24 protein-coding genes are annotated in these 25,449 nt (G+C 71.6%); 7 read left to right on the forward strand and 17 right to left on the reverse strand.

The genetic code is table 11. The features are described 5' to 3' along the window. Positions 1–37: 37 nt before the first annotated feature. Positions 38–1,246: a PQQ-dependent sugar dehydrogenase gene (locus tag ABZX85_RS00715; protein ID WP_355861190.1), complete on the forward strand. Its 1,209-nt coding sequence runs from the start codon at positions 38–40 to the stop codon at positions 1,244–1,246. Here the strand turns inward: ABZX85_RS00715 and ABZX85_RS00720 are convergent. The 5 genes from ABZX85_RS00720 to ABZX85_RS00740 all read right to left on the reverse strand — a co-directional run bounded on the left by ABZX85_RS00720 (position 1,232) and on the right by ABZX85_RS00740 (position 6,150). Further along, on the reverse strand, positions 1,232–1,435 hold the full coding sequence (locus ABZX85_RS00720) for a DUF6191 domain-containing protein (protein WP_355861192.1): 204 nt from the start codon (positions 1,433–1,435) through the stop codon (positions 1,232–1,234). The genes ABZX85_RS00715 and ABZX85_RS00720 overlap by 15 nt on opposite strands. Before the next feature lie 118 nt (positions 1,436–1,553). Continuing rightward, on the reverse strand, positions 1,554–4,541 hold the full coding sequence (locus ABZX85_RS00725) for an AAA family ATPase (RefSeq protein WP_355862284.1): 2,988 nt from the start codon (positions 4,539–4,541) through the stop codon (positions 1,554–1,556). A 95-nt stretch (positions 4,542–4,636) separates the two neighbouring features. Then, the gene (locus ABZX85_RS00730; protein WP_355861193.1) at positions 4,637–4,795 is read right to left on the reverse strand and encodes a hypothetical protein; all 159 of its coding nucleotides are present in this window, start codon (positions 4,793–4,795) and stop codon (positions 4,637–4,639) included. 204 nt (positions 4,796–4,999) lie between these two features. Next, positions 5,000–5,539 carry a hypothetical protein gene (locus tag ABZX85_RS00735; RefSeq protein WP_355861195.1) on the reverse strand — a complete coding sequence of 180 codons (540 nt, stop codon included), beginning with the start codon at positions 5,537–5,539 and terminating at the stop codon, positions 5,000–5,002. A gap of 35 nt (positions 5,540–5,574) precedes the next feature. After that, positions 5,575–6,150, reverse strand: a complete 576-nt coding sequence (locus tag ABZX85_RS00740; protein ID WP_355861197.1) for a GNAT family protein — start codon at positions 6,148–6,150, stop codon at positions 5,575–5,577. Positions 6,151–6,346: 196 nt separating this feature from the next. On the opposite strand from ABZX85_RS00740, the gene ABZX85_RS00745 reads away from it, so the two are divergent. Beyond that, positions 6,347–7,603 carry an acyltransferase gene (locus ABZX85_RS00745; RefSeq protein WP_355861199.1) on the forward strand — a complete coding sequence of 419 codons (1,257 nt, stop codon included), beginning with the start codon at positions 6,347–6,349 and terminating at the stop codon, positions 7,601–7,603. Here the strand turns inward: ABZX85_RS00745 and ABZX85_RS00750 are convergent. Continuing rightward, a complete protein-coding gene (locus ABZX85_RS00750) occupies positions 7,569–7,856 on the reverse strand; it encodes a hypothetical protein (protein WP_355862286.1) in 288 nt (95 codons plus the stop codon). The two genes, ABZX85_RS00745 and ABZX85_RS00750, sit on opposite strands and share 35 nt — an antisense overlap. Before the next feature lie 181 nt (positions 7,857–8,037). On the opposite strand from ABZX85_RS00750, the gene ABZX85_RS00755 reads away from it, so the two are divergent. Continuing rightward, complete coding sequence (locus ABZX85_RS00755) at positions 8,038–8,811, forward strand: methyltransferase domain-containing protein (protein WP_355861201.1); 774 nt, start codon at positions 8,038–8,040, stop codon at positions 8,809–8,811. A gap of 85 nt (positions 8,812–8,896) precedes the next feature. Here ABZX85_RS00755 and gatB read toward each other — a convergent pair whose 3' ends face one another. The 8 genes from gatB to ABZX85_RS00795 form a co-directional block, all read right to left on the reverse strand. Beyond that, complete coding sequence (gatB, locus tag ABZX85_RS00760) at positions 8,897–10,411, reverse strand: Asp-tRNA(Asn)/Glu-tRNA(Gln) amidotransferase subunit GatB (RefSeq protein WP_355861203.1); 1,515 nt, start codon at positions 10,409–10,411, stop codon at positions 8,897–8,899. 16 nt (positions 10,412–10,427) lie between these two features. Then, the gene (locus ABZX85_RS00765) at positions 10,428–10,670 is read right to left on the reverse strand and encodes a hypothetical protein (RefSeq protein ID WP_010356884.1); all 243 of its coding nucleotides are present in this window, start codon (positions 10,668–10,670) and stop codon (positions 10,428–10,430) included. Further along, positions 10,667–12,160: an Asp-tRNA(Asn)/Glu-tRNA(Gln) amidotransferase subunit GatA gene (gene gatA / locus ABZX85_RS00770; RefSeq protein ID WP_355861205.1), complete on the reverse strand. Its 1,494-nt coding sequence runs from the start codon at positions 12,158–12,160 to the stop codon at positions 10,667–10,669. Before gatA ends, ABZX85_RS00765 begins: the two co-directional genes overlap by 4 nt. Before the next feature lie 2 nt (positions 12,161–12,162). Further along, a complete protein-coding gene (gene gatC / locus ABZX85_RS00775) occupies positions 12,163–12,459 on the reverse strand; it encodes an Asp-tRNA(Asn)/Glu-tRNA(Gln) amidotransferase subunit GatC (RefSeq protein ID WP_355861207.1) in 297 nt (98 codons plus the stop codon). An 82-nt stretch (positions 12,460–12,541) separates the two neighbouring features. Then, entirely contained in the window at positions 12,542–12,901 is a 360-nt protein-coding gene (locus tag ABZX85_RS00780) for a VOC family protein (protein ID WP_355861209.1), read from the reverse strand. Between the two features lie 213 nt (positions 12,902–13,114). Then, a complete protein-coding gene (locus ABZX85_RS00785) occupies positions 13,115–15,286 on the reverse strand; it encodes a bifunctional diguanylate cyclase/phosphodiesterase (protein WP_355861211.1) in 2,172 nt (723 codons plus the stop codon). 217 nt (positions 15,287–15,503) lie between these two features. Next, positions 15,504–17,678: an NAD-dependent DNA ligase LigA gene (gene ligA, locus ABZX85_RS00790; protein WP_355861213.1), complete on the reverse strand. Its 2,175-nt coding sequence runs from the start codon at positions 17,676–17,678 to the stop codon at positions 15,504–15,506. A gap of 12 nt (positions 17,679–17,690) precedes the next feature. After that, complete coding sequence (locus ABZX85_RS00795; protein ID WP_355861215.1) at positions 17,691–18,686, reverse strand: methionine synthase; 996 nt, start codon at positions 18,684–18,686, stop codon at positions 17,691–17,693. A 119-nt stretch (positions 18,687–18,805) separates the two neighbouring features. Between ABZX85_RS00795 and ABZX85_RS00800 the strand changes: the two genes are divergently transcribed. Continuing rightward, positions 18,806–20,227, forward strand: a complete 1,422-nt coding sequence (locus ABZX85_RS00800) for a hypothetical protein (RefSeq protein ID WP_355861217.1) — start codon at positions 18,806–18,808, stop codon at positions 20,225–20,227. On the opposite strand, the gene ABZX85_RS00805 is transcribed toward ABZX85_RS00800, so the two are convergent. Next, positions 20,205–20,894 carry an SDR family oxidoreductase gene (locus ABZX85_RS00805; protein WP_355861218.1) on the reverse strand — a complete coding sequence of 230 codons (690 nt, stop codon included), beginning with the start codon at positions 20,892–20,894 and terminating at the stop codon, positions 20,205–20,207. The genes ABZX85_RS00800 and ABZX85_RS00805 overlap by 23 nt on opposite strands. 15 nt (positions 20,895–20,909) lie before the next feature. Then, positions 20,910–21,440: a TIGR00730 family Rossman fold protein gene (locus ABZX85_RS00810; protein WP_355861220.1), complete on the reverse strand. Its 531-nt coding sequence runs from the start codon at positions 21,438–21,440 to the stop codon at positions 20,910–20,912. A 51-nt stretch (positions 21,441–21,491) separates the two neighbouring features. Between ABZX85_RS00810 and ABZX85_RS00815 the strand changes: the two genes are divergently transcribed. After that, positions 21,492–21,815 carry a DUF427 domain-containing protein gene (locus tag ABZX85_RS00815; RefSeq protein ID WP_355861222.1) on the forward strand — a complete coding sequence of 108 codons (324 nt, stop codon included), beginning with the start codon at positions 21,492–21,494 and terminating at the stop codon, positions 21,813–21,815. Positions 21,816–21,838: 23 nt separating this feature from the next. Here the strand turns inward: ABZX85_RS00815 and mnmA are convergent, their stop codons facing one another. After that, the gene (gene mnmA, locus ABZX85_RS00820; protein ID WP_355861224.1) at positions 21,839–22,966 is read right to left on the reverse strand and encodes a tRNA 2-thiouridine(34) synthase MnmA; all 1,128 of its coding nucleotides are present in this window, start codon (positions 22,964–22,966) and stop codon (positions 21,839–21,841) included. 86 nt (positions 22,967–23,052) lie between these two features. Here mnmA and ABZX85_RS00825 point away from each other — a divergent pair, with 86 nt between their 5' ends. Both ABZX85_RS00825 and ABZX85_RS00830 read left to right on the forward strand, forming a co-directional pair. Then, positions 23,053–23,715, forward strand: a complete 663-nt coding sequence (locus tag ABZX85_RS00825) for an N-acetylmuramoyl-L-alanine amidase (RefSeq protein ID WP_355861226.1) — start codon at positions 23,053–23,055, stop codon at positions 23,713–23,715. A 202-nt stretch (positions 23,716–23,917) separates the two neighbouring features. Continuing rightward, on the forward strand, positions 23,918–25,438 hold the full coding sequence (locus ABZX85_RS00830; protein ID WP_355861228.1) for a multicopper oxidase domain-containing protein: 1,521 nt from the start codon (positions 23,918–23,920) through the stop codon (positions 25,436–25,438). Positions 25,439–25,449: the final 11 nt, after the last annotated feature.

The following is a 25,449-nucleotide window of genomic DNA, read 5'->3' on the forward strand; positions in this document are numbered from 1 at the left end:
GCGGCCGGATCGGGAACTTGTGGGACGCCGGATGTGTATGACAGGTAAGAGTCGCCGCACAGATAGGGGCCGCCGCGTGGAAGGGACCGGGATCGTGGGACGTCGAGGTGTGGTGGCCGGGGTGGCGGTGGGGGCGCTGTTGTTCGGGGCGGGGTGTTCGTCCGGGGGGCCGTCGGGGGGTGGGGCGCCGTCCGCGTCCGCCGCGAGTCCGTCCGCGTCGTCGCAGGGTGGCGGCTCGCAGGTGCCGCCCGCCAAGGGGAGTGTGCGGGTGGTGCGGACCGTCGCCGAGGGGCTGGAGTCGCCGTGGGGGGTGGCGGCGATTCCCGGTGGGGGGCTGCTGGTGGGGTCGCGGGACGAGGGGACGGTCACGCTGGTCGGGGTGGGGGACGGGCGGAAGACCGAGGTGGGTGAGGTGCCGGGGGTGTCGGCGGCCGGGGAAGGGGGGCTGCTCGGGCTGGCGCTGTCGCCGCGGTTCGCCTCGGACCGGATGGTGTACGCGTACTTCACGTCCGAGTCGGACAACCGCATCGTCCGGATGCGGTACGACGAACAGCGCCCGGCGGGGCAGCAGTTGGGGGCTCCCGACACGGTGTTCAAGGGCATCCCCAAGGGGCGCATCCACAACGGCGGGCGGATCGCGTTCGGGCCCGACGGGATGCTGTACGTGGGGACCGGGGAGTCCGGGGACACCGGGCTCTCCCAGGACCTGAAGTCGCTCGGCGGCAAGATCCTGCGGCTCACCCCCGAGGGCGAGCCCGCCCCCGGCAACCCCTTCCCCGGCTCGGCCGTCTACTCGTACGGCCACCGCAACGTCCAGGGGCTCGCCTGGGACGCGAAACAGCGGCTGTTCGCCGCCGAATTCGGCCAGAACACCTGGGACGAGCTGAACGCGATCGCCCCCGGCGGCAACTACGGCTGGCCCGAGGCGGAGGGCACCTCCGACGACCCGAAGTACCGCGACCCCCTCGCGAAGTGGCCCACCTCCGACGCCTCCCCGAGCGGCATCGCCTACGCCGAGGGCTCGATCTGGATGGCCGGGCTCCGGGGACAGCGGCTGTGGCGCATCCCGCTGAACGGCACGGAGGCTTCCGCCGACCCCCAGGCGTTCCTGGGCCAGGAGTACGGCCGGCTGCGCACGGTCGTCGCGGCCGGCGACGGCAGGCTGTGGGTGACCACCAGCAACACGGACGGCCGGGGCAACGTCCGCGACGGCGACGACCGCGTCCTGGAACTACAGGTGACCTGACCCCTGCTCCCCGGCGTCCGGCTCCTGCGCCTTGGGCGCCCGCACCGTCACCTTCCCGGACGACAGGTCTATCGGCCCCCGCCCCGGATCGCCGTCCCCCACGTCCTCCCGCGTCAGCTCCAGCCGGTTCTGCTCGTCCTGGGTGTGCTTGCGACCCGGCGAGAAGAGTTCCTCGAAGGCGTTGAACATCTCGTGTCCCTCCGGGTCGGTGCGGTCGGGTTCGGGGCCTTCGTCCAGTGTCCACGAACAGGCGACCGAACGGCGGGCGCGGGCCCGGATGCCCGCGCACCCCGGCCCACCCCGCCTCTCAGCCCGCCCCCACCGGGAACAGCCCCAGCCGGTGTGCGACCGCCGCCGCCTCCCCCCGGCTCGACACCGAGAGCTTCGCCAGGATGTTGGAGACGTGGACGCTGGCGGTCTTCGGCGAGATGAAGAGCTCCTCGGCGATCTGGCGGTTGGTGCGGCCGGCCGCGACGAGGCGGAGGACGTCGTGTTCGCGGGTGGTGAGGCCGAGGGAGTCGGTGGGGGTGGGCGGCGGGGTGAGGGAGAGACGGGCGCGCTGGGAGAGGAGGTCGGTGGACTCCGAGAGGGGGCGGGCCTTCAGGTGGTCGGCGACCGCGCGGACCAGCCGCAGGAGATCGGCGGCCCGGGAGCGGTCGTCGGGCGCCGGGGAGCCGAGGAGCGCCTCCGCGAGACGGTAGCGGGCGCGCGCCAGATCGTAGGGGCGTTCCAGGCACTCGAAGGCGGTGACGACGTCCGACCATCCGTCGGCCGAGTCACGCCCCTCCGCACGCCCCAGCTCCGCCCGCACCCAGCGGTCGTACGCGTGCCAGACGGGCGCCGGCGTGGGCAGTCTGCGCGCCGTCTCCCGGATACGGCGGACCTGTTCCGGTGACGCCTCGCGGGCGTCCGCCTCGGCGGTCGCGGCGGCGCGCAGCAGGGGCCAGGCGTCCCGGTGGACGTGCGGGGCGAGGCCGTCGTCCAGGACGCGCGTCAGCTCCGCGCGGGCGTCGGTGAGGCGGCCCTCGGCGGCGGCGAGGGTGAGTGTGAGGGTCGCGAAGGGGAGGACGTACTGCGGCATCCGGTCGTGCGGGCCGAAGGACGCGCGGCCGTCGGCGATGTGCCGGGCCGCGTCGGTGGTCCGGCCCCGCGCCAGGGCGAGCTGGGCGAGGAAGCCGTGGCCCGCGCCCCGCGGTTTCGCCGCCTGCGTGACCCGGCTGGCCCGCAGCGCCGCGCCCAGCGCCTCGTCCCACTGCCCGAGCGAGATCAGGGACTCCGCGAGGTTGGCCCAGATCCACGGTTCGTTGTTGCGCAGCCCCCACTCCTCGACCGACTTCTGCCCCTCCCGCAGCAGGGCGACGGCCTCGGCGGACCGGCCGACGCTCTCCAGCGCGGACGGCAGGTTGATGTGCGCGCGCCCGACCTCGGCCACGAGCCCGCGCTCCCGCCCCTGCTCCAGCACGTCCCGCATCTGCGCGAGCCCTGCCTCGATGTCCCCGGCCCCGACCATGAGGCCGCCGAGGTTGAGGCGGGCGTGGAACTCGATGTCCTCGGCGCCGAGCATGCGCGCGTACTCGACGGCCCGCTCGGCGGCGGTGACGGCGTCGGGCCCCGGTTCGTGCAGCATCGACCAGCCGGCAGAGGCGGCCAGCACCTCGGCGTGCACCTCCGACGGCGGCAGCCCCCGGACCAGTTCCTGGGCGGTCGCCAGCTCCTGCCAGCCGTCGCCCCGGGACAGCGCGGTCACCAGCTTGGAGCGCTGCACCCAGAACCAGGCGGCCCGCAGCGGGTCCGGGTCCTCCTCCAGGAGCCGCAGCGCCCGGCGCGTGATCTTCAGCGCCCGCTCCCGCTCCCCCGCCAGCCGCCCCGCCACCGCGGCCTCGGCCATCAGGTCCAGGTAGCGCAGGGGCGTCGTCTCGGGGTCGCAGCCGCACGGCGGGTAGACCTCGGCGTAGTCGACGGGGCGCAGTTTCGCCCGCACCTCCCCCGGGGCCGCGTCCCACAGCTCCATCGCCCGCTCCAGGAGCCGCAGTTGCTCGCTGTAGGCGTGCCGGGAGCGGGTCTCCACCGCCGCGTCCAGCACCGCGGGGAGCGCTTTCGCCGGGTCGTGCGCGTGGTACCAGTAGCTGGCCAGGCGCGTCGCCCGCTGGTCGGCCGGGACCAGGCCGGGGCCGGCCTCCAGGGCCTGTGCGTACCGCCGGTTCAGGCGGGAGCGCTCGCCCGGCAGGAGGTCGTCCCCGACGGCCTCGCGGACCAGGGAGTGCCGGAAGCGGTAGCCGTCGCCGCCGGGGGTGGCGAGCAGGATGTTGGCGCCGACGGCCGCGCGCAGGGCCTCGATCAGGTCGTCCTCGCAGAGTCCGGAGACGGCCGCGAGCAGGGCGTACTCGACGGTCGAGCCGCCCTCGGCGGTGATCCGTACGACGCGCTGGGCGTGGTCGGGGAGCGCCTCCACGCGGACCAGCAGGAGGTCCCGCAGGGAGTCCGTGAGCCCCGCGCAGCAGTCGCCGGAGCAGGCGACGGCCAGTTCCTCGACGAAGAAGGCGTTGCCGTCGGAGCGGTGGAAGATCTCGTCGACCTGGGCGGGGGCCGGTTCGACGGCGAGGATGCCGGCGATCTGGCGGCCCACCTCGTCGCGTGTGAAGCGGGCGAGTTCGAGGCGGCGGACCGTGCGCAGCCGGTCCAGTTCGGCGAGGAGGGGGCGCAGGGGGTGGCGGCGGTGGATGTCGTCGCTGCGGTAGGTCGCGAGGACGAGGAGGCGGCCCGTGCGCAGCGTGCGGAACAGGTAGGACAGGAGGTGGCGGGTGGAGGCGTCGGCCCAGTGGAGGTCCTCGATGACCACGACGACCGTGCGCTCGGCGGCGACGCGCTCCAGGAGGCGGGCGGTCAGCTCGAAGAGCCTCGCCAGGCCCTCTTCGTCGTGCCTCCCGGGCGCGGTCTCGCCCAGTTCGGGCAGGAGCCTCGCCAGCTCGTCCTCCTGGCCGGCGGCGGCGGTGGCCAGCTCCTCGGGCAGGGCACGGCGCAGGGCGCGCAGGGCGGTGGAGAAGGAGGCGAACGGCAGTCCGTCGGCCCCGATCTCGACGCAGCCGCCGAGCGCGACGACGGCGCCCTGGCGCTCGGCGACCGCGCCGAACTCCTCCACGAGCCGCGTCTTGCCGACGCCCGCCTCACCGCCGACGAGCAGCGCCTGCGGCTCCCCCGCCGCCGCGCGCCCCAGCGCGTCGTTCAGCGTGCCGAGCTCATCCGCTCGGCCGACGAACACCGGACTGACCGACCTCATCTCCACGCTGCCGAGCATCGCACAGGGGTCTGACAACGCCCCACCGGTTATCGGGAGCGCGACGACGGCGGAGGGGTGGCCGACCCCCGTACGGCCACCCCCTCCTGCCGTGTTCACGCCGCCCAGGTGAACCGGTGGCGCAGGGGGCGGCCGGTATCGGAGTCCTTCTCGGCCTCCCGGCGCGCGTGTACGGCCTCCTTGACGAGGCGCTCGTGGTCGGCGCGGCGGATGAGTTCGGCGGAGCGGAGCTGGTGGGCCTCGAACTGGAACATGGTCACTCCCGTTTCCCTGGGGCTCTGTGTGCCCTCTTGCTGTCGGACTCCAGCCTCCTTCGCGGAGGGGGTCCGGCACATCGGGAGAGTTCCGCATCTCCGGGCGCCCCGGGGGGCCTTAGAAACGGGAGAAGGGCCCTTAGGGACCGCCGTATGTGCCTACGGCGAGCCCTGAGGGCCCTCATGTGAACCCGCGGTCGCGGGTCAGCTCGCGGAGGGCAGGCCCAGGATCGCGTCGCTGTACTTCAGGACGGCCAGCAGGAGGCCGATCACACCGAGGGCGACGCCGCCCCAGGCGACGGACTTGATCCACGCGGGCTGCGGCCTGTCGGGGTTGCCGAAGGCGGGGCGGATCAGGACGACGACGGCGGTGACGAGGGCGAACAGGGCGAAGAGCCCGGCCCACAGCGCGCTGGTCTTCCACGCGTCGCCGTACACCTCCTTGACCTGCGTCGCGACACTCGCCGTCGACGACGTCTGGAGCTGGCCGACGAGCGTCTCGCGGGCGGCGGCGACCGTGCCGATCCAGCTGCCGCTCAGCGACACGAAGCCGAGCGCGGCGGAGACGACGGCCCCGGCGCCCTGCCCGACGAACGAGGTCTCCTTCGCCTCGGCCCCGCCGCCCTCTTCGAGCAGCTCGGCGTCGTCGTCCAGTACTTCGTCCTCCTCGGTGACGGCCTCCTCCGGGGTCTCCCCCTTCGTCAGCTCCACCTCGGAGATCGTCTCTTCTGTCTTCGTTCCCATGTCCGGCACCGTACGGAGGCTCTCTGAGAGGTTTCTTAATGATCGTTGTGAGCGGTACGCGCGCGTGCGGCGCGCCACTCCGGGGCGAGGAGCGACCAGATCTCGATGTCGTGCCGTTCGCCCTTGTGCAGATGGCTGTCGCGCAGGACGCCGTCCCGGGTCATCCCGAGGCGGCGGGCCACGTTGAGGCTGGGGGTGTTGCCGGAGGCGGCGTGCCATTCGACGCGGTGCATGCCCCGGTCGAGGACGGCCCAGTCGACGAGGACGCGCATCGCGCGGGTGACGAGCCCCTTGCCGACGCCGGCCGGCTCCAGCCAGCAGCCGACCTCGCAGACGCCGGTGGCCGCGTCGAACGTGCGGAACAGGACGCCGCCGACGAGGGTGCCGTCGTACCAGAGGCCGTGCAGGGAGCCGGAGTCCTCGACGCGTTTGTCGGCGTACCGCTTCAGCAGCGCGCGGGCGGACTCGACGTCCGTCTCGCGCGAGCCGAACCCGATGAACTGCCCGATGTGCTCGCGCCCCCGGTCGAAGTGGGCGAGCAGCTCCTCGGCGTGCCACACCTCAAGGGGCCGCAACTGCGCCCCGTCGTCTCCCAGGGACACCCCGTACATACCGCTGCCTCTCGTGTGGGTCCGTCGTCGGGACGACCCTCTCACGGCCCCCGATTCCGGCGGCGGGCCACCCCTCCCGGCATCACAGGGACGTAACAACTCCCGTCCCCACAACAACTATTCGGGCGCCCGCGACTCGTATCACCCGTAGGAATCGCACAGTCTGCGTACAGGGGGAACGTTGTCCGTCCGCCAGGTGAACAAGCCCGACCGGCCGCCGCGGCTCGCACTCGTCGACGGGCTGCGCCTCGCGGCGGCGCTCGCGGTGGCCTGTTTCCACTACTTCGGCCAGAACTTCCCGAGCATATGGGGCGAGACCCCCAGAGACTTCGCGTTCACCGTGCACCGCGCCTCGATGTACGGCTGGCTCGGGGTCGAGATGTTCTTCCTGATCAGCGGGTTCGTGATCTGTATGAGCGCGTGGGGGCGCACGCCGGGCGAGTTCGCGGTCTCCCGGCTCTCGCGGCTCTTCCCCGCGTACTGGGCGGTGATCGTGCTGCTCGTCACCCGTCTCGCGGTGTTCCCCCAGAAGTCCGACAACCTTCCGGAGGACCTGCACCCGCGGAACGTGCTCGCCAATCTGACGATGTTCCCGGGCCCGTTGCACGTCGATCTGCTCGCCGGGGTCGCCTGGACGCTCGATCTGGAGGCGCGTTTCTATCTGCTGATGGCGATCGTGCTGAAGTTCGGCGCGACCTACGAACGGCTGCTCGGCTTCTGCACGGTCTGGCTGGTCGCCGCGTACGTCACGCACTCCACCCAGAACAAACTGCTCGACCAGTTCGTCCTGAGCGGCTACGCGGGGCTGTTCGTCGCCGGGATCGCGCTCTACCTGATGTTCCGCTTCGGGCAGAACCTGATGCTCTGGACGCTGCTGGGGATGGCGTGGGCGTACCAGCTCAGCGTGCTCCAGATACGCGTCGGCTGGCACATGGCCGCGCCCGGCGGCACCCGCACCGTGTCCTGGAGCCTGTGCGCGCTGCTGCTGACGGCGTTCCTCGGCGTCCTCATGCTGGCCACGATCGGCCCGCTGCGGGACCTGAAGTGGCGCTGGCTGGTGACGGCGGGGGCGCTGACCTACCCGTTCTACCTGGTCCACATGAGCCTCGGCTACCCGCTCGCCAAGGGCCTCACCCGGCACGTGCCCGCCCTCGGCCCCTGGGGGAACCTGGCCGTCGTGACGACCGCGATGCTGCTCCTGTCGTACGGCATCCACCGGTGGGTGGAGCGCCCGATGGGGCTGTGGATGCGCAGGGGGCTCACTCGTGGGCTGGCGGCGGCGCGGGGGCCGAAGGAGCCGGTGGGCAAGGAGCCGGTCGCCGGGGAGCCGGTCGCCGAAGAAACGACGGCCGGGAAGGCGCCGGCCGAGGAGGCAGTGGCCGGGAAGGCGCCGGCCGAGGAGACGGTCCAGGTGCCCGTCAGTGTGCCTGGTCCCCGAACGCCATCACCGTGACACCGAGGACCAGCAGCCACAGCGCGCGCCGGGTGTGCCCCCGGGAGCCGAGGAAGGCCGCGAACGCGCAGATCGCGGCGCCCGTGGCGAACGCGGCGGGGACGAGGGCCGAGGACTTGCCGCCGAGGCGCATGAGGGCGGCGGCGAGACCTGCGAGGGTGAGCAGGACGCCGGTGCCGGTCGCCGTCCAGCGGGCCCGGCGGGCATCCTCCATCGGGTCCATGTCGTCGTCCTCGGCGTCCACGGTGTCCATCGGATGGGTCGTCGTCACGTCGTCGGTCTCGTCCCGGGTGTCGGTCCTCATGGCGCGGGAGGGTAGCGCGCCATCCTGAGAGCCTCTCCGGAGAGCGGTCTCGGTGAGCAGTACGGCCCCGCCGCCCCGTATGACTCAACGCCGCCCCCCGCCGGCCCAGTACGCAAGGAGCCCGCACCGCATGACCGAGACCGCGTCGATGCCCTCGACCGCCGACCTCAGCCACCCCCACCGTCCGCGCAGCAATCACTACGACGCCGACTGGATCGTCGAGAACCAGATGGGCGCCCACCCCCTGTGGCTCCTGGAGTGGCTCGCGCCCGACCTCGGACTGGACACGCTGCGCCCCGGCGCCCGGGTCCTGGACCTGGGCTGCGGGCGCGCGTTGACCTCGGTGTTCCTCGCGCGTGAGTACGACGTACAGGTGACCGCCGTGGACCCGCTGATCGCCCCCGACGACAACGCCCGGCGGATCGCCGACGCGGGGTTCGCGGACCGGGTGCAGCCGGTGCACGCCTGCGCGCGCGACCTGCCGTTCAGCGAGGGGAGTTTCGACGCGATCGTGTCCGTGGACGCGTTCCAGAACTTCGGCGCGGACGATCTGTATCTGCCCACGCTGACGCGGCTGTTGAAGCCGGGCGGGCGGATCGGGGTCGTCGTGCCGGCGCTGCGGGAGGAGCTGCCGGGGGCCGAGCCGCCGGCGCATCTCGCGGGCAACTGGCGTCCCGCGTACTGGGCTTACCACTCCCCCGCGTGGTGGCGGCGGAACTGGGAGCGTACGGGGGCGGTCGTGGTGGAGAGCGCGCGGTGGCAGGAGGAGGGGTGGCGGGACTGGCTGCGGTGGAGCGAGGTGTTCGCCGCGACGTGTGAACGGGCGCGGGAGACCGCGGAGTTGCTGCGGGCGGACGAGGGGCGGGCGCTCGGGTTCGCGGGGGTGGTGGGGCGGCGGCCGTAAGAGCGGAGGGGCTCGACGGGGCTGACGGAGAAGGGGGTTGACGCGTCCGCGCGTCAACCCCCTTCGGGACCTCAGGAGTTCGGGATCAGCCCTCCGTCACGCCCAGCTGGTCCAGGATCAGCTCCTTGACGCGGGCCGCGTCCGCCTGGCCGCGCGTCGCCTTCATGACCGCCCCGACCAGCGCGCCGGCCGCCGCGACCTTGCCGCCGCGGATCTTGTCGGCGATCCCGGGGTTGCCGGCGATGGCCTCCTCGACGGCCTTGGTGAGCGCGCCGTCGTCCGAGACGACCTTCAGGCCGCGCTTCTCGACGACCTCGTCCGGGGTGCCCTCGCCCGCGAGGACGCCCTCGATGACCTGTCGCGCCAACTTGTCGTTCAGGTCGCCCTTGGTGACGAGTTCGGTGACCCGGGCGACCTGCGCCGGGGTGATCGCGAGCTCGTCCAGGGAGACCTGGGACTCGTTGGCGCTGCGGGCCAGCTCACCCATCCACCACTTGCGGGCGGAGGCCGCGTCGGCGCCGGCGTCGATCGTCGCGACGATCGGGTCGAGGGCGCCGGCGTTGAGGATGGCCTGCATCTCGGTGCCGGTGATGCCCCAGTCGGCCAGCAGCCGGTTACGGCGGGCCAGCGGCAGCTCCGGGAGCCCGGCGCGGATTTCCTCGACCCACTCACGGGACGGGGCGACCGGCACGAGGTCGGGCTCCGGGAAGTACCGGTAGTCCTCGGCCTCCTCCTTCACGCGGCCCGAGGTCGTCGACCCGGTGTCCTCGTGGAAGTGGCGGGTCTCCTGGATGATCGTGCCGCCCGCGTTCAGGACCGCCGCGTGCCGCATGATCTCGAAGCGGGCCGCGCGCTCGACGGACCGCAGCGAGTTGACGTTCTTCGTCTCGCTGCGGGTGCCGAACTTCTCCCGGCCGTGGGGGCGCAGCGACAGGTTGACGTCGCAGCGCATCTGGCCCATCTCCATGCGGGCCTCGGAGACGCCGAGCGCCTTGATCAGCTCGCGCAGCTCACGGACGTACGCGCGGGCGACCTCGGGGGCGCGCTCGCCGGCGCCCTCGATCGGCTTGGTGACGATCTCGATGAGGGGGATGCCGGCGCGGTTGTAGTCGAGCAGGGAGTGGGACGCGCCGTGGATACGGCCGGTGGCGCCGCCGACGTGCGTCGACTTGCCGGTGTCCTCCTCCATGTGCGCGCGCTCGATCTGCACGCGGAAGGTCTCGCCGTCCTCCAGCTGGACGTCCAGATAGCCGTTGAAGGCGATCGGCTCGTCGTACTGGGAGGTCTGGAAGTTCTTCGGCATGTCCGGATAGAAGTAGTTCTTCCGGGCGAAGCGGCACCACTCGGCGATCTCGCAGTTCAGCGCGAGGCCGATCTTGATCGCGGACTCGACGCCGGTCGCGTTGACGACCGGGAGCGCGCCGGGCAGGCCGAGGCAGACCGGGCAGGTCTGGGTGTTCGCGTCCTGCCCGAGGGCGGTCGAACAGCCGCAGAACATCTTGGTCTTGGTGCCGAGTTCGACATGGACCTCAAGGCCCATGACGGGGTCGTACGACGCGAGAGCGTCCTCGTACGACACCAGGTCGGTCGTGGTGGTCACGGTGAAAACTTCCCTCTCAGCCCAGCAGGACGTCGTCGTCGCCCAGCCGCTTCAGCTCGCGGTACAGGATGGCGAGGCCGGTGACGATCGCGACCGCGGAGACGGTGGCGTCGATCAGGCGCAGGGTGTCCTGCTCGGCGCGGGCCTTCTTGATCTGCTTGGCGACACCGAACGCGCCGAACGCGGTGGTGGCGATGGACACGTACGTACCGGACTTGGACTTCTTGAAGCCCTTGGCCTTCGACAGTGCGTTGCTCACAGCGACGGAGCCTCCTCCAGGAGCGGGTGACCCCACCTTTCCACGAAGGCGGCCTCTACGGCGGCCCCGACCTTGTAAAGACGGTCGTCCTTCAGGGCGGGGGCGATGATCTGGAGGCCGACCGGGAGACCGTCCTCGGGCGCGAGGCCGCACGGCAGGGACATCGCCGCGTTGCCCGCGAGGTTGGTCGGGATCGTGCACAGGTCGGCCAGGTACATCGCCATCGGGTCGTCGGCGCGCTCGCCGATCGGGAAGGCGGTGGTCGGCGTCGTCGGCGACACGATGACGTCCACCTGCTCGAACGCCTTCTCGAAGTCGCGTGTGATGAGCGTGCGGACCTTCTGCGCCGAGCCGTAGTAGGCGTCGTAGTAGCCGCTGCTCAGCGCGTACGTGCCGAGGATGATCCGGCGCTTCACCTCGGGGCCGAAGCCGTCGGCGCGGGTGATCGAGGTGACCTCCTCCGCGGAGTGCGTGCCGTCGTCGCCGGTGCGGCGGCCGTAGCGCAGGCCGTCGAAGCGGGCGAGGTTGGAGGAGCACTCGGAGGGCGCGATCAGGTAGTACGCCGAGAGGGCCAGATCGAAGGACGGGCAGTCCAGCTCGACGATCTCGGCGCCCAGCTCCTTGAGGAGCTGCACGGACTCGTCGAAGCGCTGGACGACGCCGGCCTGGTAGCCCTCGCCGCGGAACTGCTTGACGACGCCGACGCGCATGCCTTCGACGCTGCCGTTGCGGGCCGCCTCGACGACCGGCGGGACCGGGGTGTCGATCGACGTCGAGTCCAGCGGGTCGTGTCCGGCGATGACCTCGTGCAGGAGCGCGGCGTCCAGGACCGTACGGGCGCAGGGCCCGCCCTGGTCGAGGGAGGACGAGAACGCGACCATGCCGTACCGCGAGACCGCGCCGTACGTCGGCTTCACGCCGACCGTGCCGGTGACGGCGGCGGGCTGGCGGATGGAGCCGCCGGTGTCCGTGCCGATGGCGAGGGGGGCCATGTGCGCGGCGAGCGCGGCGGACGAGCCGCCGCCGGAGCCGCCGGGAATCCGGGTGAGGTCCCAGGGGTTGCCGGTCGGGCCGTACGCGCTGTTCTCGGTGCTCGACCCCATGGCGAACTCGTCCATGTTGGTCTTGCCGAGGATGACGACGTCGGCGGCCTTCAGCCGCTTCGTGAGCGTCGCGTCGTAGGGCGGAATCCAGCCCTCCAGGATCTTCGAGCCGACCGTCGTGGGAATGCCCTCGGTCGTGAAGATGTCCTTCAGCGCGAGCGGAACGCCCGCGAGAGGCCCGAGCTTCTCGCCTCGCTCACGCTTCTCGTCGACGGCACGGGCCTGCTTGAGCGCGCCCTCGCGGTCGACGTGCAGGAAGGCGTGCACCTTCTCGTCGACGGCCTCGATGCGGGCCAGGTGGGCCTCGGCGACCTGTACGGCGGTGAGTTCGCCGGACGCGATCTTCGCGGCCGTCTCAGCGGCCGTCAGCTTGATGATGTCCGTCACTGTTAGTCCTCCCCCAGGATCTGCGGCACCTTGAATCGCTGCTGCTCCTGGGCCGGGGCGCCCGAGAGCGCCTGCTCGGGGGTGAGCGAGGGACGGACCTCGTCCGCCCGCATGACGTTCGTCAGCGGGAGCGGGTGCGAGGTCGGGGGTACGTCCTGATCGGCGACCTCACTGACACGCGCAACGGCGCCAATGATGTCGTCCAGCTGTCCCGCGAAGTGATCCAGCTCTTCGCTCTCCAGCTCCAGACGCGCCAGCCGGGCGAGGTGGGCGACCTCCTCGCGCGTAATGCCAGGCATGCAGCGTTCCTCTGGGGTGAGTGTGTGTGGTTTGGGGCCAATCCTAGGGGGCGGGGGTACCAGGACGGTAAACGGTTCCGCTTCACCCCCCTTCGGGAACCGCCTCCCACAGCTCCACCCGGTTCCCCTCCGGATCTGTCACCCACCCGAACCGCCCGATCCCCGCCATGTCCTGCGTCCCCTCCACCACGTCCGCCCCCTTCTCCCTGAGCTGCGCGAGCATGGCGTCCAGATCCCGGACCCTGAAGTTCACCATCACCCCCTGCTCCCGCGACCCGAAGTACTCGGTCTCCGCCTCGAACGCCGCGAACACAGTCACCCCCACCTCCTGCCGCCACAACTCCCCCGCGTCCAGCCCGAGGTTGTCGCGGTACCAGGCGACGAGCGCGCCGGGGTCCTGAGCACGGATGAAGTAGCCGCCGATTCCGAGGATGCGTTCCATGGGGGCATGGTGACATTCGCGCATGAGACGGGCGCGTCAGCGCCCCCCAGGGGCGCGGGGAACTGCGCGACCGGCCACGACGGCGCAGCACCGCCATCGGGCAGGAGGGGGCAGGACGCACGACATGCCCACGCTCCCGCAGCCGCCGACGGCGATCGGGCCCCACGGGAGAGGTCCACCTCTTGAGTGACTGGAAACGGGTGGGCGGGTGGGTCATTCCGCGGCGGGAAGCGCCGCGCGGGGCCGCTGCCAGCCCCGAGCCCCCCGCGCCCGCAACCACGCCGTCGTCTCCGCCGGAGGCATCGCCGCGGCGACCAGCCACCCCTGGACAGCGTCACACCCGAGATCCCGCAACCGCTCCCACGTCTCGTCGTCCTCCACCCCCTCCGCCACCACCAACAACCCGAGAGAGTGCGCGAGATCGACGGTGCACCGAACGATCTCCGCATCCTCCGCGTCGACCGCCAGCCGAGCCACGAACGACCGGTCGATCTTCAGCTCACTGACCGGCAGCCGCCGCAGATGGACCAGCGAGGAGTACCCGGTCCCGAAGTCGTCGAGGGACATCTTCACCCCGTGCCCGGTCAGCCCGTTGAGCGTATCGGCGGCCCGCTGCGGATCTTCGAGCAGCACATGCTCGGTGATCTCCAGCTGAAGCGCCCCCGCGGGAACCCCGTGCCGGGCGAGCCGAGCCGCGACGGCCCCGGCGAACCCGGGCGTGTGGACGTCCCGCGGCGACACGTTGACGGCGACCGGCACCCGCAACCCCTGCGCCCGCCACCGCGCGACCTGCTCCAGCGCCGTCTCCAGCACGTACTCCGTGAGATGCGGCATCAGCCCGGACGACTCGGCGATCGCGATGAACTCGTCCGGCGGCACCTTCCCCCGCTCGGGATGCACCCACCGCACGAGCGCCTCCAGCCCCGCCACCTGCCCGTCGAACCGCACCTTGGGCTGGTAGTGCAACTGCACCTCGTGCGCGTCGAGGGCCCGCCGCAGATCCCCCAGCAGCCCCAGCCGGTCCGGCGTGTTGGAGTCCCGCTTCGACTCGTACACCTCCACCCCGGTCCGGTCCCGCTTCGCCTGGTACATCGCGACATCCGCCCGCCGCAGCATCCCCTCCGCGTCGACGGCGTGATCGGGGAAGACCGCGACCCCTGCGCTCGCCTCCAGCACGAGCGTCAGCCCGTCGAGATCGAGCGGCGAGCTCAGCTCCGTCACCAGCGCCCGCGCCACCCGCGTCGCGGACGTCGTCGAGTCGGCGACCGGCAGCAGCACCGCGAACTCGTCCCCGCCCAGCCGCGCCACCTCCGCCCCGCGCGGCAGCGCCTCCTTGAGCCGGTCCGCTATCTGGAGGAGGAGCCGGTCCCCGGCGAGATGCCCGAGCGTGTCGTTGACGTGCCGGAACCGGTCGAGGTCGATCAGCATGAGCGCGGCCCGCGCCCCGATCCGCTCCGCGTCGTCGAGCGCCGTCCAGATCCGCTCCAGCAGCCACTGCCGGTTGGGCAGCCCGGTGAGCGGATCGCGGAGCTGCTCCTCCGCCCGCATCCGGGCGATCCACAGCGTGGAGTCGAGGGCGATCAGCGGGATCGAGAACAGCGGCAGCAGTACGGGCTCGGCGTCCGCGACGACGCAGACCAGCGGCGCGATCCCGAGGAGCGCGACGGCGACGATGCTCTGCCGCAGCAGCGCCGTACGGGCGACGGTGGGCAGCCCGCCGTGCGAGGGCGCCTGGAGGAACCAGAGGAGGACGCGCGTGACGGCGAGATAGGCGACGGCGACGAGGACGATCTGCGGGGCGGTGTAGACCGTCCAGGTCTGCGGGTCCCAGGGCTTCTCGACGGACGGCACCCGCCCGCACACCGCGAGGACCAGCGCGCCCGCCCCGATGCCGAGGATGTCGACGGCGCCGTGCAGGACGCCCTGGCGCCAGCGGTGCCGGCGGGCGATGCCGACGAGGACGACGACGGTGAGGCTGACGAGGCCGGCCGGGACCCAGCCGTACAGCAGGAGGACGGCGAGGGTGAGGGCCGCGCCGGAGCCGGTCCCGCCCCACCAGCGGGCCCGGCCCAGCATGACGAGGTGTCCGACGATGACGCCGGTCAGCAGGGCGAGGGACCAGCCGAGCGTGCCGGAGGGGAACAGGGCGTGGCCGCCGGTGAAGGCGCGGTAGAAGCCGACACCGAGCGCGAACGCCGCCGCCCCGACGACGACCGCGGGCAACGCGGGCCAGGTCTGGTGCCGTTCGTGGTCGGGTTCGGCCCCGGGGAGCGCGACGACGGCCTCGTGGGCCGTACGAGCGGCCCACAGGCTCCGCAGGCTGATCCCGGCCGTCCGGCGCGGGCGCAGCCGGGAGTCCGGGGCGGCGCTCTCGGTCGGTTCCATTCCTGTCCCTCTCACAGCCGGCGGCGCCGCGTGGGAAATCCCTGGTCCCCGGTTCTGACAAGCCGGGGGTGCCCCGACCGCGACTGGGCACGGCAGGCGCGCAGCTCAACAGTAGGCCGCGGAGGGCGAATAGGGGCAGCGGTCGTGGGCGGTTGCCCGAATGCGCACCGGCCACCCGTAACGCTCCGAAATGCGCGGTACGGGTGGCCTTTCACGGCTACTCCTCGACCGGAAGGGCGGCGTCCGCAGCGGCCTCGGGGCCCTGCTCCAGGAGGACGGCGAACCCTTCCTCGTTCAGCACGGGGACCTTGAGCTGCATCGCCTTGTCGTACTTGGACCCGGGATTGTCACCCACGACGACAAAAGACGTCTTCTTCGAGACCGAGCCGGTGACCTTCGCCCCCCTCGTCTGGAGCGCCTCCTTCGCGCCGTCCCGCGTGTGGTGCTCCAGCGTGCCGGTGACGACGACGACGAGCCCCTCCAGCGGGCGCGGGCCCTCGTCCTCCCCGGAGTGCTCGTCCTCCATGCGGACGCCCGCCGCACGCCACTTGCGCAGGATCTCCTGGTGCCAGTCCTCGGCGAACCACTCCTTGAGCGAGGCGGCGATGATCCCGCCGACGCCCTCCGTCGCGGCGAGTTCCTCCTCGGTGGCCTGCTCGATGCGCTCGATGGAGCGGAACTCGCGGGCGAGCGCCTCGGCGGCGACCGGGCCGACGTGCCGGATGGACAGGCCCGTGAGGATACGGGCGAGAGGGCGTTCCTTCGCCGCCGCGATGTTCTCCAGCATCGCGACCGCGTTCTTCTTCGCCTCGCCCTGCTGGTTGGCGAAGACGGTCGCGATCTTCTCCTCACCGGTCTTCGGGTCCCGCTTGGGCAGACCGCTGTCCTGGTCGAGGACGTACGCCTTGATGGGCAGGAGCTGCTCGATGGTGAGGTCGAAGAGGTCGCCCTCGTCGAGAAGGGGCGGCTCTTTGGGCTCCAGCGGCTTGGTGAGGGCGGCTGCGGCGACGTACCCGAAGTGCTCGATGTCGAGGGACTTGCGGCCCGCGAGGTAGAACAGGCGCTCGCGCAACTGGGCCGGGCAGCCACGGGCGTTGGGGCAGCGCAGGTCGACGTCGGCTTCCTTCATCGGCTTGAGCGGCGTCCCGCACTCGGGGCACTTCTCCGGCATGACGAAGGGCTTCTCGGTGCCGTCTCTCAGGTCCGCGACCGGCCCGAGGATCTCCGGGATGACGTCCCCCGCCTTGCGCAGCACGACCGTGTCCCCGATGAGGACGCCCTTGGCCTTGACGACGTCCTGGTTGTGCAGGGTCGCGAACTCGACCTCGGAGCCGGCCACCGTCACCGGTTCGACCTGCGCGTACGGCGTGACGCGACCCGTACGGCCCACGCCCACGCGGATGTTGACGAGCTTGGTGTTGACCTCCTCCGGCGCGTACTTGTAGGCGATGGCCCAGCGGGGCGCGCGGGACGTGGAGCCGAGGCGGCCCTGGAGGGGGATCTCGTCGAGCTTGACGACGACGCCGTCGATCTCGTGTTCCACGGAGTGGCGGTTCTCGCCGTAGTGGGTGATGAACTGCCGTACGCCGTCGAGGTCGTTCACGACCCTGTTGTGGCGGGAGGTGGGCAGGCCCCAGCCCTTGAGGAGGTCGTACGCCTCGGACAGGCGCGTGAGGCCGTCGTAGCCCTCCAGGGCGCCGATGCCGTGGACGACCATGTGCAGGGGGCGGCTCGCGGTCTTGCGGGGGTCCTTCTGGCGGAGCGAACCGGCCGCCGCGTTGCGCGGGTTGGCGAAGGGCTTGTCGCCGATCTCGACGAGGTGGGCGTTCAGTTCGGCGAACTTCTCCATCGGGAAGTAGACCTCGCCGCGGATCTCGACGAGGTCGGGGACCTCGTCGCCGGTGAGGCGATCCGGGATCTCGGCGATCGTCCGGACGTTCGGCGTGATGTCCTCGCCCGTGCGGCCGTCGCCCCGGGTGGCGGCGCGGGTGAGACGGCCGTGTTCGTACGTGAGGTTGACGGCGAGGCCGTCGACCTTCAGCTCGCACAGGAAGTGGTACACGGACGTGCCGACGTCCTTGTGGACGCGCTCGGCCCAGGCGGCGAGTTCGAGGTCGTCGAAGGCGTTGTCCAGGGAGAGCATCCGCTGACGGTGCTGGACCGACGTGAACTCCGTCGCGTACGCGCCCGCGACCTTCTGGGTCGGGGAGTCCGGCGTGCGCAGTTCGGGGAACTCCTCCTCCAGGGCCTCCAGCGCGCGCAGGAGCTTGTCGAACTCCGCGTCGCTGACGACCGGGGCGTCGTTCACGTAGTACCGGAAGCGGTGTTCCTCGATCTGCTCCGCGAGCTGCGCGTGCCGCTCCCGGGCCTCCGTCTGCTTGTCGCCGGCCACCTTTGTCCTCCGTTACTCAGGGTTGTCCGCGAGGGATCTCGCCGCCCGGACGCAGTGGGCGAGCGCGGTGCGGGCGTACGCGGGGGAAGCACCCGCGAGCCCGCACGCCGGGGTGAGGGTCACGGCCTCGGCGAGCAGCGCCGGTGACAGCCCCAGCCTGCGCCACAGCGTCCTGACACCCATGACGCTACCGGCAGGGTCTGACAATGCCCCGTCCGTGCCCGGCACGACACCGGCGAAGAGGCGTGTCCCCGCCTCGACGGCCTCACCGATCACGTCGTCGTCACGCTCGGTGAGAAGCGAGAAGTCGAAGGAGACGGCGCTCGCCCCGGCCCGGCGCAGCAGGGCGAAGGGGACGTCCGGGGCGCAGGAATGCACGACCGTCGCCGGGTTGACGCCGAGGACGTCCCGCAGGGTCGCCTCGACGATCTGCCGGTCCACGGCGCGGTGCGTCCGGTAGCCGCTGGCGGTCCTGACCTGGCCGCGCAGGACGGCGGTGAGGGAGGGTTCGTCGAGCTGGAGGACGAGCCGGGCGCCGGGTACGCGGCTCTGGACGTCCGCCAGGTGGCTGCGCAGGCCCTCCGCGAGGGAGCCGGCGAGGTCGCGGCAGGCGCCGGGGTCGGAGAGCGCGGACTCGCCGCTCCGCAGCTCCAGGGCGGCGGCGAGCGTCCAGGGGCCGACGGCCTGCACCTTGAGGAGGCCGTCGTACTCCTGGGTGAACTCCTCCAGCGCGTCCAGGTCCTCGCCCAGCCAGGAGCGCGCCCGCTTGGTGTCCCGTCCCGGGCGGTCGCCGAGCCGCCAGCCGCTGGGTTCCACGCGCGCGTACATCTCGACGAGCATCCCGGCGGTCCGGCCGATCATGTCGGCGCCCGGTCCGCGCGCGGGGAGTTCGGGGAGGTGCGGGAAGTCCTCGAACGACCCGGTGACGGTCTTGGCCGCCTCCCGGGCGTCACCGCCCGGCAGCGAGCCGACACCGGTGGCGGGGGCGAAGCGAAATTCTGGGTTCACGTGCGAAGCCTACGTAGCCCGGCGTGGCGGAACCCCACCCGATGATCTTCCCTCTTCCCGCACGGCCGTCAGCAGCCGTTCCGGGGGGAGCTCTTCTCGTGTCATGCCGTCGTCTTCGTATGCCCGTGGTCTGGGGTGTCCCGGTGCTGTGGACGCTCGCGCTGGGGTCGTGGGGGCTGTCCCGGGAGGACAGCGTGTGGCGGGACGAGGCGGTGACCTGGGACGTCGCGGAGCGGTCCACCGGTGAGATCTGGCGCATGCTGGGCAACGTCGATGTCGTGCACGGCTGTTACTACCTGCTGATGCATGTCGTGTTCGAGTGGTTCGGGGCGGGTGTGGTGTCGCTGCGGCTGCCGTCGGTGGTGGCGGGCGCGGTGGCGGCGGGGTGTGTGGCGGCCGTCGGGTGCCGGGTGGGTGACCGGTGGGTGGGGCTGGGGGCGGGGACCGCGTTCGGGCTGCTGCCCGCCGTGCAGTTCCAGCTCCAGGAGGGCCGGTCGTACATGCTGGTGGCGGCGGGGGCGGCCGTGTCGACGCTGCTGCTGGTGAACGCCCTGTCGGGGAAGGCTCACTGGGGCTACCAGGTCTCCTACGGGGTCGCCGTTCTGTTCATCGGACTGCTGAACTGGCTCTCACTGATGCTGCTGGCGGCGCATCTGGTGACGCTGTGGTGGAGCGGGGCCGGGCGGAAGGTGTTCGTGAGGTGGGTGGTGGCCGCCGGGGCGGCGACCGCCGGGGTGCTGCCGTTGGTGCTGTTCAGCCGGGAGCAGTCCGAGCAGGTGGCGTGGATACCGCCGCTGACCTGGCACATGCTGGTCGGGCCGGCCGTCCTGGTGGCGATCGGGTGTGCGGGGGCGCTGGTGGAGCGTCCGTGCGCGGGACGGCTGTCGGTGACGTCCGTGGGGCTGCCGCTGCTGGTCGTGCCGCAGCTCGGGCTCGTCGGGCTGTCGCTGGTGCACCCGCTGTACCTGGACAGATATGTCCTTTACAGCATGCTGGGGCTGACGCTTCTGATCGGATCGTCCCTAGGGGCGGCGATACGGACATTTCCGAAAGCGCGCGGGTGGGTGCTGGCCGGGGTGCTCGCGCTGGCGGCCGTCGCGCTGTTGCCGCAGTCCCTGGCGAAGCGGTCTCCGGAGAGCCGGGTGGACGACGTGCTCGCCGTCGCCTCCGAGGTGCGGCGGCTGAAAGGGGCCGGGGACGCGGTGGTGTTCCTGCCGGCGTTCCGCCGGGACACGTGGGCGGTGACACCGGAGGCGTTCGCCGGGCTGCGGGACATCGCGCTGGTGGAGAGCCCTCGGGAGTCCGGGACGCTGAGGGGCGTCGAGGCGGACGCGGAGCGGATACGGGCCGCGCTGCTCGCGGAGCGGCGGGTGCTGCTGGTGGCGGACGCGGAGGGGGCCGCGCGGCCCGCGCGGGGTGCGCGGGACCGGGTGAAGGCGGCTGTGCTGGAACGGTACTTCGCCGTCGTGGCCGACGAGCAGGTGCGGGGGCGGCGGGTGACGGTGTACGAGCGGGACCTCAGCGGCCCGGGCGGACCGTGAGGTCGTTGATCTCGGCGTCCCGGGGGAGGTCGATCGCGGTGAGGATGGCCGTCGCGACGGATTCGGGGTCGATCCAGCGGGCCGGGTCGTACTCCTTGCCCTCCTGCTGGTGCACCTTGACCTGCATGGGGCTCGCCGTGCGGCCCGGGTAGACGGAGGTGACCCGGACGCCGTTCGCGTGCTCCTCGTGGCGCAGGGAGTCGGCGAGGGCCTTCAGGCCGTGCTTGGAGGCGGCGTAGGCGGACCAGTCGGCGTGGGCGTTGAGGCCGGCGCCGGAGTTGACGAAGACGACGTGCCCCTTGGTCGTGCGGAGCTGCGGCAGGAAGTGCCGGGTCAGCTCGGCGGGGGCGACGAGGTTGACGTTGAGCTGGTGGTGCCACGCCTTGGGGGTGAGGTCGCCGACCGGGCCGAGGTCGACGACGCCGGCTACGTGCAGCAGGGTGTCGACGCGGTCGGGGAGCGTCTGGTGGGAGAACGCCCAGCTCAGCTTGGCGGGGTCGGCGAGGTCGCCGACGAGGGTGCGGGCGCCGGGGAACTCCTTGGCCAGCTCCTTCGCGCGGCCCGCGTCGCGCGCGTGGAGCACGAGGTCGTCCCCGCGCGCGTGCAGCCGGCGGGCCACCGCGGCGCCGATTCCGGAACCGGCGCCGGTGATCACATGTGTTGCCATACGGTCATGCTCGCATCAGGCGGCTTCGGTCAGGTACGCGAGTGCCTGTGCCGGTTCCTCCGCGAAGGCGATCAGCTCGGCGAGGGGCAGCGGGAGGAAGCCTTCCGCCTCCATCCGCTCCAGCTGGAGCCGCAGGCCGTCGTAGAAGCCCTCGGTGTTCAGCAGGACCACCGGCTTCCGCGTGTGCCCGTGCTTCTTCAGCTCCAGGATCTCCGTCGCCTCGTCGAGCGTGCCCATCCCGCCGACCAGGATCGCGACCGCGTCCGCCTTCTCCACCAGCAGCCTCTTGCGCTCGGCGAGGTCCTTCGCGACGACCATCTCGTCCACCCCGGGCCGGACCTTCGCGGCGAGGAACTCGACGGACACCCCGCACAGGCGTCCGCCGGCCGCCTCCGTGCCGTCCGCCACGACCTTCATCAGCCCGCTGTCGGACCCGCCCCACACCAGCGTGTGACCGCCCTTGCCCAGCAGGGTCGCGAACTCCCGCGCGGGGGCCGTGTAGCGGTCGTCGAGGTCGGCGGCGGAGAGGAAGACACAGATACGCATACGGCACACCGTACGGGGGAACGTCCTCGGCTCTCCCGGCGTTTTCCTCACATGACCAACGGACACCGCATCACCGTCGAGCCGTCCTCCGCGCGGGTGCGCGTGGTGCACGGCGATCAGGTCCTCGCCGACTCGGGCCGCGCGCTGCTCCTGGAGGAGACGGGCTGTCCCCCGCGCTACTACCTCCCCGCCGAGGACGTCCGCCTGGACCTCCTGACCCCTTCGGACACGCACACCGTCTGCCCCTTCAAGGGCACGGCGTCCTACTGGTCCCTGCCGGACGCCCCCGACCTGGTGTGGTCGTACCCGGAGCCGCTTCCCGAGGTCGCGGCGATCAAGGGGTACCTGTGCTTCTACTCCCCCGAGGTGTCGTGAACCCGGACGTGCCCTGAGCCCTGTCAGACCCCGGCCGGGGTGCGGCGGGTGGTCGTGGCGATCGTCGCCGAGCCGACGACGCGGGTGTCGTCGTACAGGACGATCGCCTGGCCGGGGGCGACGCCGCGGACCGGGTCCGTGAAGGTGACGTGGAGTTCGCCGTCGACGAGTTCGGCGGTGACCTCGGTCTCGCCGCCGTGGGCGCGGAGCTGGGCGGTGTAGACGGCGGAGCCGGTGGGGGGTGTGCCGCACCAGCGGGGCTTGATCGCGGTCAGGGCGGTGACGTCGAGGGCGGCGGCCGGGCCGACCGTCACCGTGTTGTTCACCGGGGAGATGTCGAGGACGTAGCGGGGCTTGCCGTCGGCGGCGGGGGTGCCGATGCGCAGGCCCTTGCGCTGGCCGATGGTGAAGCCGAAGGCGCCGTCGTGGGTGCCGAGCTTCTCGCCCGACTCGTCGAGGATGTCGCCCTCGGCCTTGCCCAGCCGGTTCGCGAGGAAGCCCTGGGTGTCGCCGTCGGCGATGAAGCAGATGTCGTGGGAGTCGGGCTTCTTCGCGACCGCGAGGCCCCGGCGCTCGGCCTCCGCGCGGATCTCGTCCTTCGTCGTGAGCGTGTCGCCGAGGGGGAACATCGCGTGCGCGAGCTGCTTCTCGTCGAGGACGCCGAGGACGTACGACTGGTCCTTCGCCATGTCGCTCGCGCGGTGCAGCTCGCGGGTGCCGTCCGGCTTGGTCAGGACCGTCGCGTAGTGGCCCGTGCACACCGCGTCGAAGCCGAGGGCGAGGGCCTTGTCGAGGAGGGCCGCGAACTTGATCTTCTCGTTGCAGCGCAGGCACGGGTTGGGGGTGCGGCCGGCCTCGTACTCGGCGATGAAGTCCTCGACGACGTCCTCGCGGAAACGGTCCGCCAGGTCCCAGACGTAGAAGGGGATGCCGATCACGTCCGCGGCGCGGCGGGCGTCGCGGGAGTCCTCGATCGTGCAACAGCCCCGCGCGCCGGTGCGGAACGATTGCGGGTTCGCCGAGAGGGCGAGATGGACACCGGTCACGTCGTGGCCGGCTTCCGCTGCTCGGGCAGCGGCTACTGCGGAGTCGACCCCGCCGGACATGGCGGCGAGTACTCGGAGGGGGCGGGGGCGCGCGGTCTCAGTCATAGCCCCTCCAGGGTACGGGGCCGCGGGAACCCGGTCGCCCGGATATGCGTTGGGGATCATGTGGGGGCTGTGCGAGAGAGGGTTTCATGGGGTCCAGGAAGAAGGACATCGGGCGGCGGGCGCTGATCCTCGGGGGTGCGGCGGCGGTCGTCGGCGGGGGCGCGTTCGTCGCGCGGGACGATCTGTCGAGGCTGTGGTGGCAGCTGCCGGGGAACCAGCGGCCCCGGGTGGCGGGGGCGGTGGACTTCCAGGGGGCGCGGTGGGTGGAGGCGTCGGACGCGAACTTCCGCTGGGCGGACCGGCCCGACGACTACGAGGTCGACATGATCGTCGTCCATGTCACCCAGGGGGATTTCGACAGCGCCGTGCAGGCGTTCCAGGACCCGGGGCATCAGGCGGCGGCGCACTACATCGTGGGGCAGGACGGGCGGATCGCCCAGATGATCCGGGAGCTGGACGTCGCGTACCACGCGGGGAACCGGTCGTACAACGAGCGGAGCGTGGGGATCGAGCACGAGGGGTTCGTGGACCGGCCGCAGGACTTCACGGACGCGATGTACGCCGCCTCGGCCCGGCTGGCGGCGGGGATCTGCGCGCGGTACGGCATTCCCGTGGACCGCGAGCACATCATCGGGCACGTGGAGGTGCCGGGGACGGATCACACGGACCCAGGGAAGCACTGGGACTGGGACCGGTATCTGAAGCTGGTGAGCCAGGCGCGGGAGGCGTTGGCGAAGACGGAGGCATGAGCTCCACAGACCCCACCCCGGGCATCACAACTCGGTAACGCCCGAAGCGCCCCATGCCTCCCTCGCCGTGAAGATGACCTGCGATGATGTAACCGCCGTATAAACAAAGGGAGTTGATGGCCCCAGCTCCCGCACAGCGCCCCCGCCCAACTCCTAACTTCGGCCCAGCGCCCGCACAGACCCCGGCTCCAGCATCCCGGCCATGACTTCAGAGCACACGAACAGTGGCAAGGGCGAGCACACGAAGGTGACCCCGCGCGGAAAGGGCCTGCACCGGCGGAAGTTCCTCGGCGGGATGGCCGGCATCGGCTTCGGGGCGGTCGCGGGCGCCGGCACGACCATCGGGCTGCTCGGCGGGACCGGCGGGAACAAGGCGAGCGCCGCGACGAACACGGCCACCCTGACCGTCCCGGACCTGCTGGAGGGGACGACCTCCGGTACGACGACGACGTACACGCTGGAGGCGCAGACCGGTACGCACGAAGTCCTGAGCGGGGTCTCCAGCACCAGCGCCGGCTACAACGGCAGCTTCCTCGGCCCGACGATGAAGTGGACCAGCGGTTCGACCGTCCTGCTGAACATCACCAACAGCCTCGGCGACGACACGACCGTCCACTTCCACGGCGCGCACATCCCCGCCGAGATGGACGGCGGCCCGCAGAACTCGTTCGCCGACGGCAAGACCTGGTCGCCGACGTTCGAGGTGAAGGACGAGGCGAAGACGCTCTGGTACCACCCGCACGCCCTCGGGACGACGGCCGAGCAGGTCGTCCGCGGACTCGCCGGGATGATCATCGTCGAGGACGACTCGACGACGTCCACCGCGCTGCCCAGCGACTACGGCGTGGACGACATCCCGATCATCCTCCAGTCGCTGGCCGCCGACAGCAGCGGGGACGTCAAGTACAACCTCTCCGGGTACCTCGGCAGCAGCCTCGTCTACCCGCTGCTGTGCAACGGCGTCAACGTCGACGACACGACGCTCACGTTCACCGCGACCAAGACCCGCACCCGGTTCCGCGTCCTCAACGCCTCCCCCGCCGACATCCTCACCATCCAGCGCAGCGACGGCGGCACGCTCACCCAGATCGCCACCGACCAGGGCTACCTGGCGTCCGCCGCCGAGGTGACGTCGATCCGGCTCGTGGCCGGCGCGCGGGCCGAGTTCGTCATGGACCTCAGCGACGCGGTGACCCTCCAGACCGTCGTCACGACCGGCTGGGTGCGCGGCGGCAGCGGGACGTACGACTTCCTGACCGTCACCCCGAGCGCCTCCGACACCCCGGCCGATCTGCCGTCGTCGCTCAACTCCATCACCCGGTACGACACTTCGTCGTTCACGGCGCGCACGATCACGCTCGGGCAGAGCGGGCTGAACATGACCATCAACGGGTCCGTCGGGACGACGATGTCCGGGATGGCGATGATCAGTACGACCCTGGACGCCGAGGAGATCTGGACGATCACCAACGCGACGCAGCTGGAGCACTCGTTCCATCTCCACGACGTGCCCTTCCAGTTGATCGAGATCAACGGGGAGGAGCCGACCGGGGTGGACCTCGGGTGGTTCGACACGTTCGAGGTGGTCGGCGGCGGGTCCATCAAGATCGCCATGAAGTTCACGGACTTCACCGACGACACGTACATGTACATGCTCCACTGCCATCTCCTCCAGCACGAGGACGAGGGGATGATGGCGGCGCTGATGGTGACCGAGAGCTGACGGTCGCGCGG

This window comes from Streptomyces sp. NPDC004539 (assembly GCF_040610055.1).
Classification (GTDB): Bacteria; Actinomycetota; Actinomycetes; order Streptomycetales; family Streptomycetaceae; genus Streptomyces.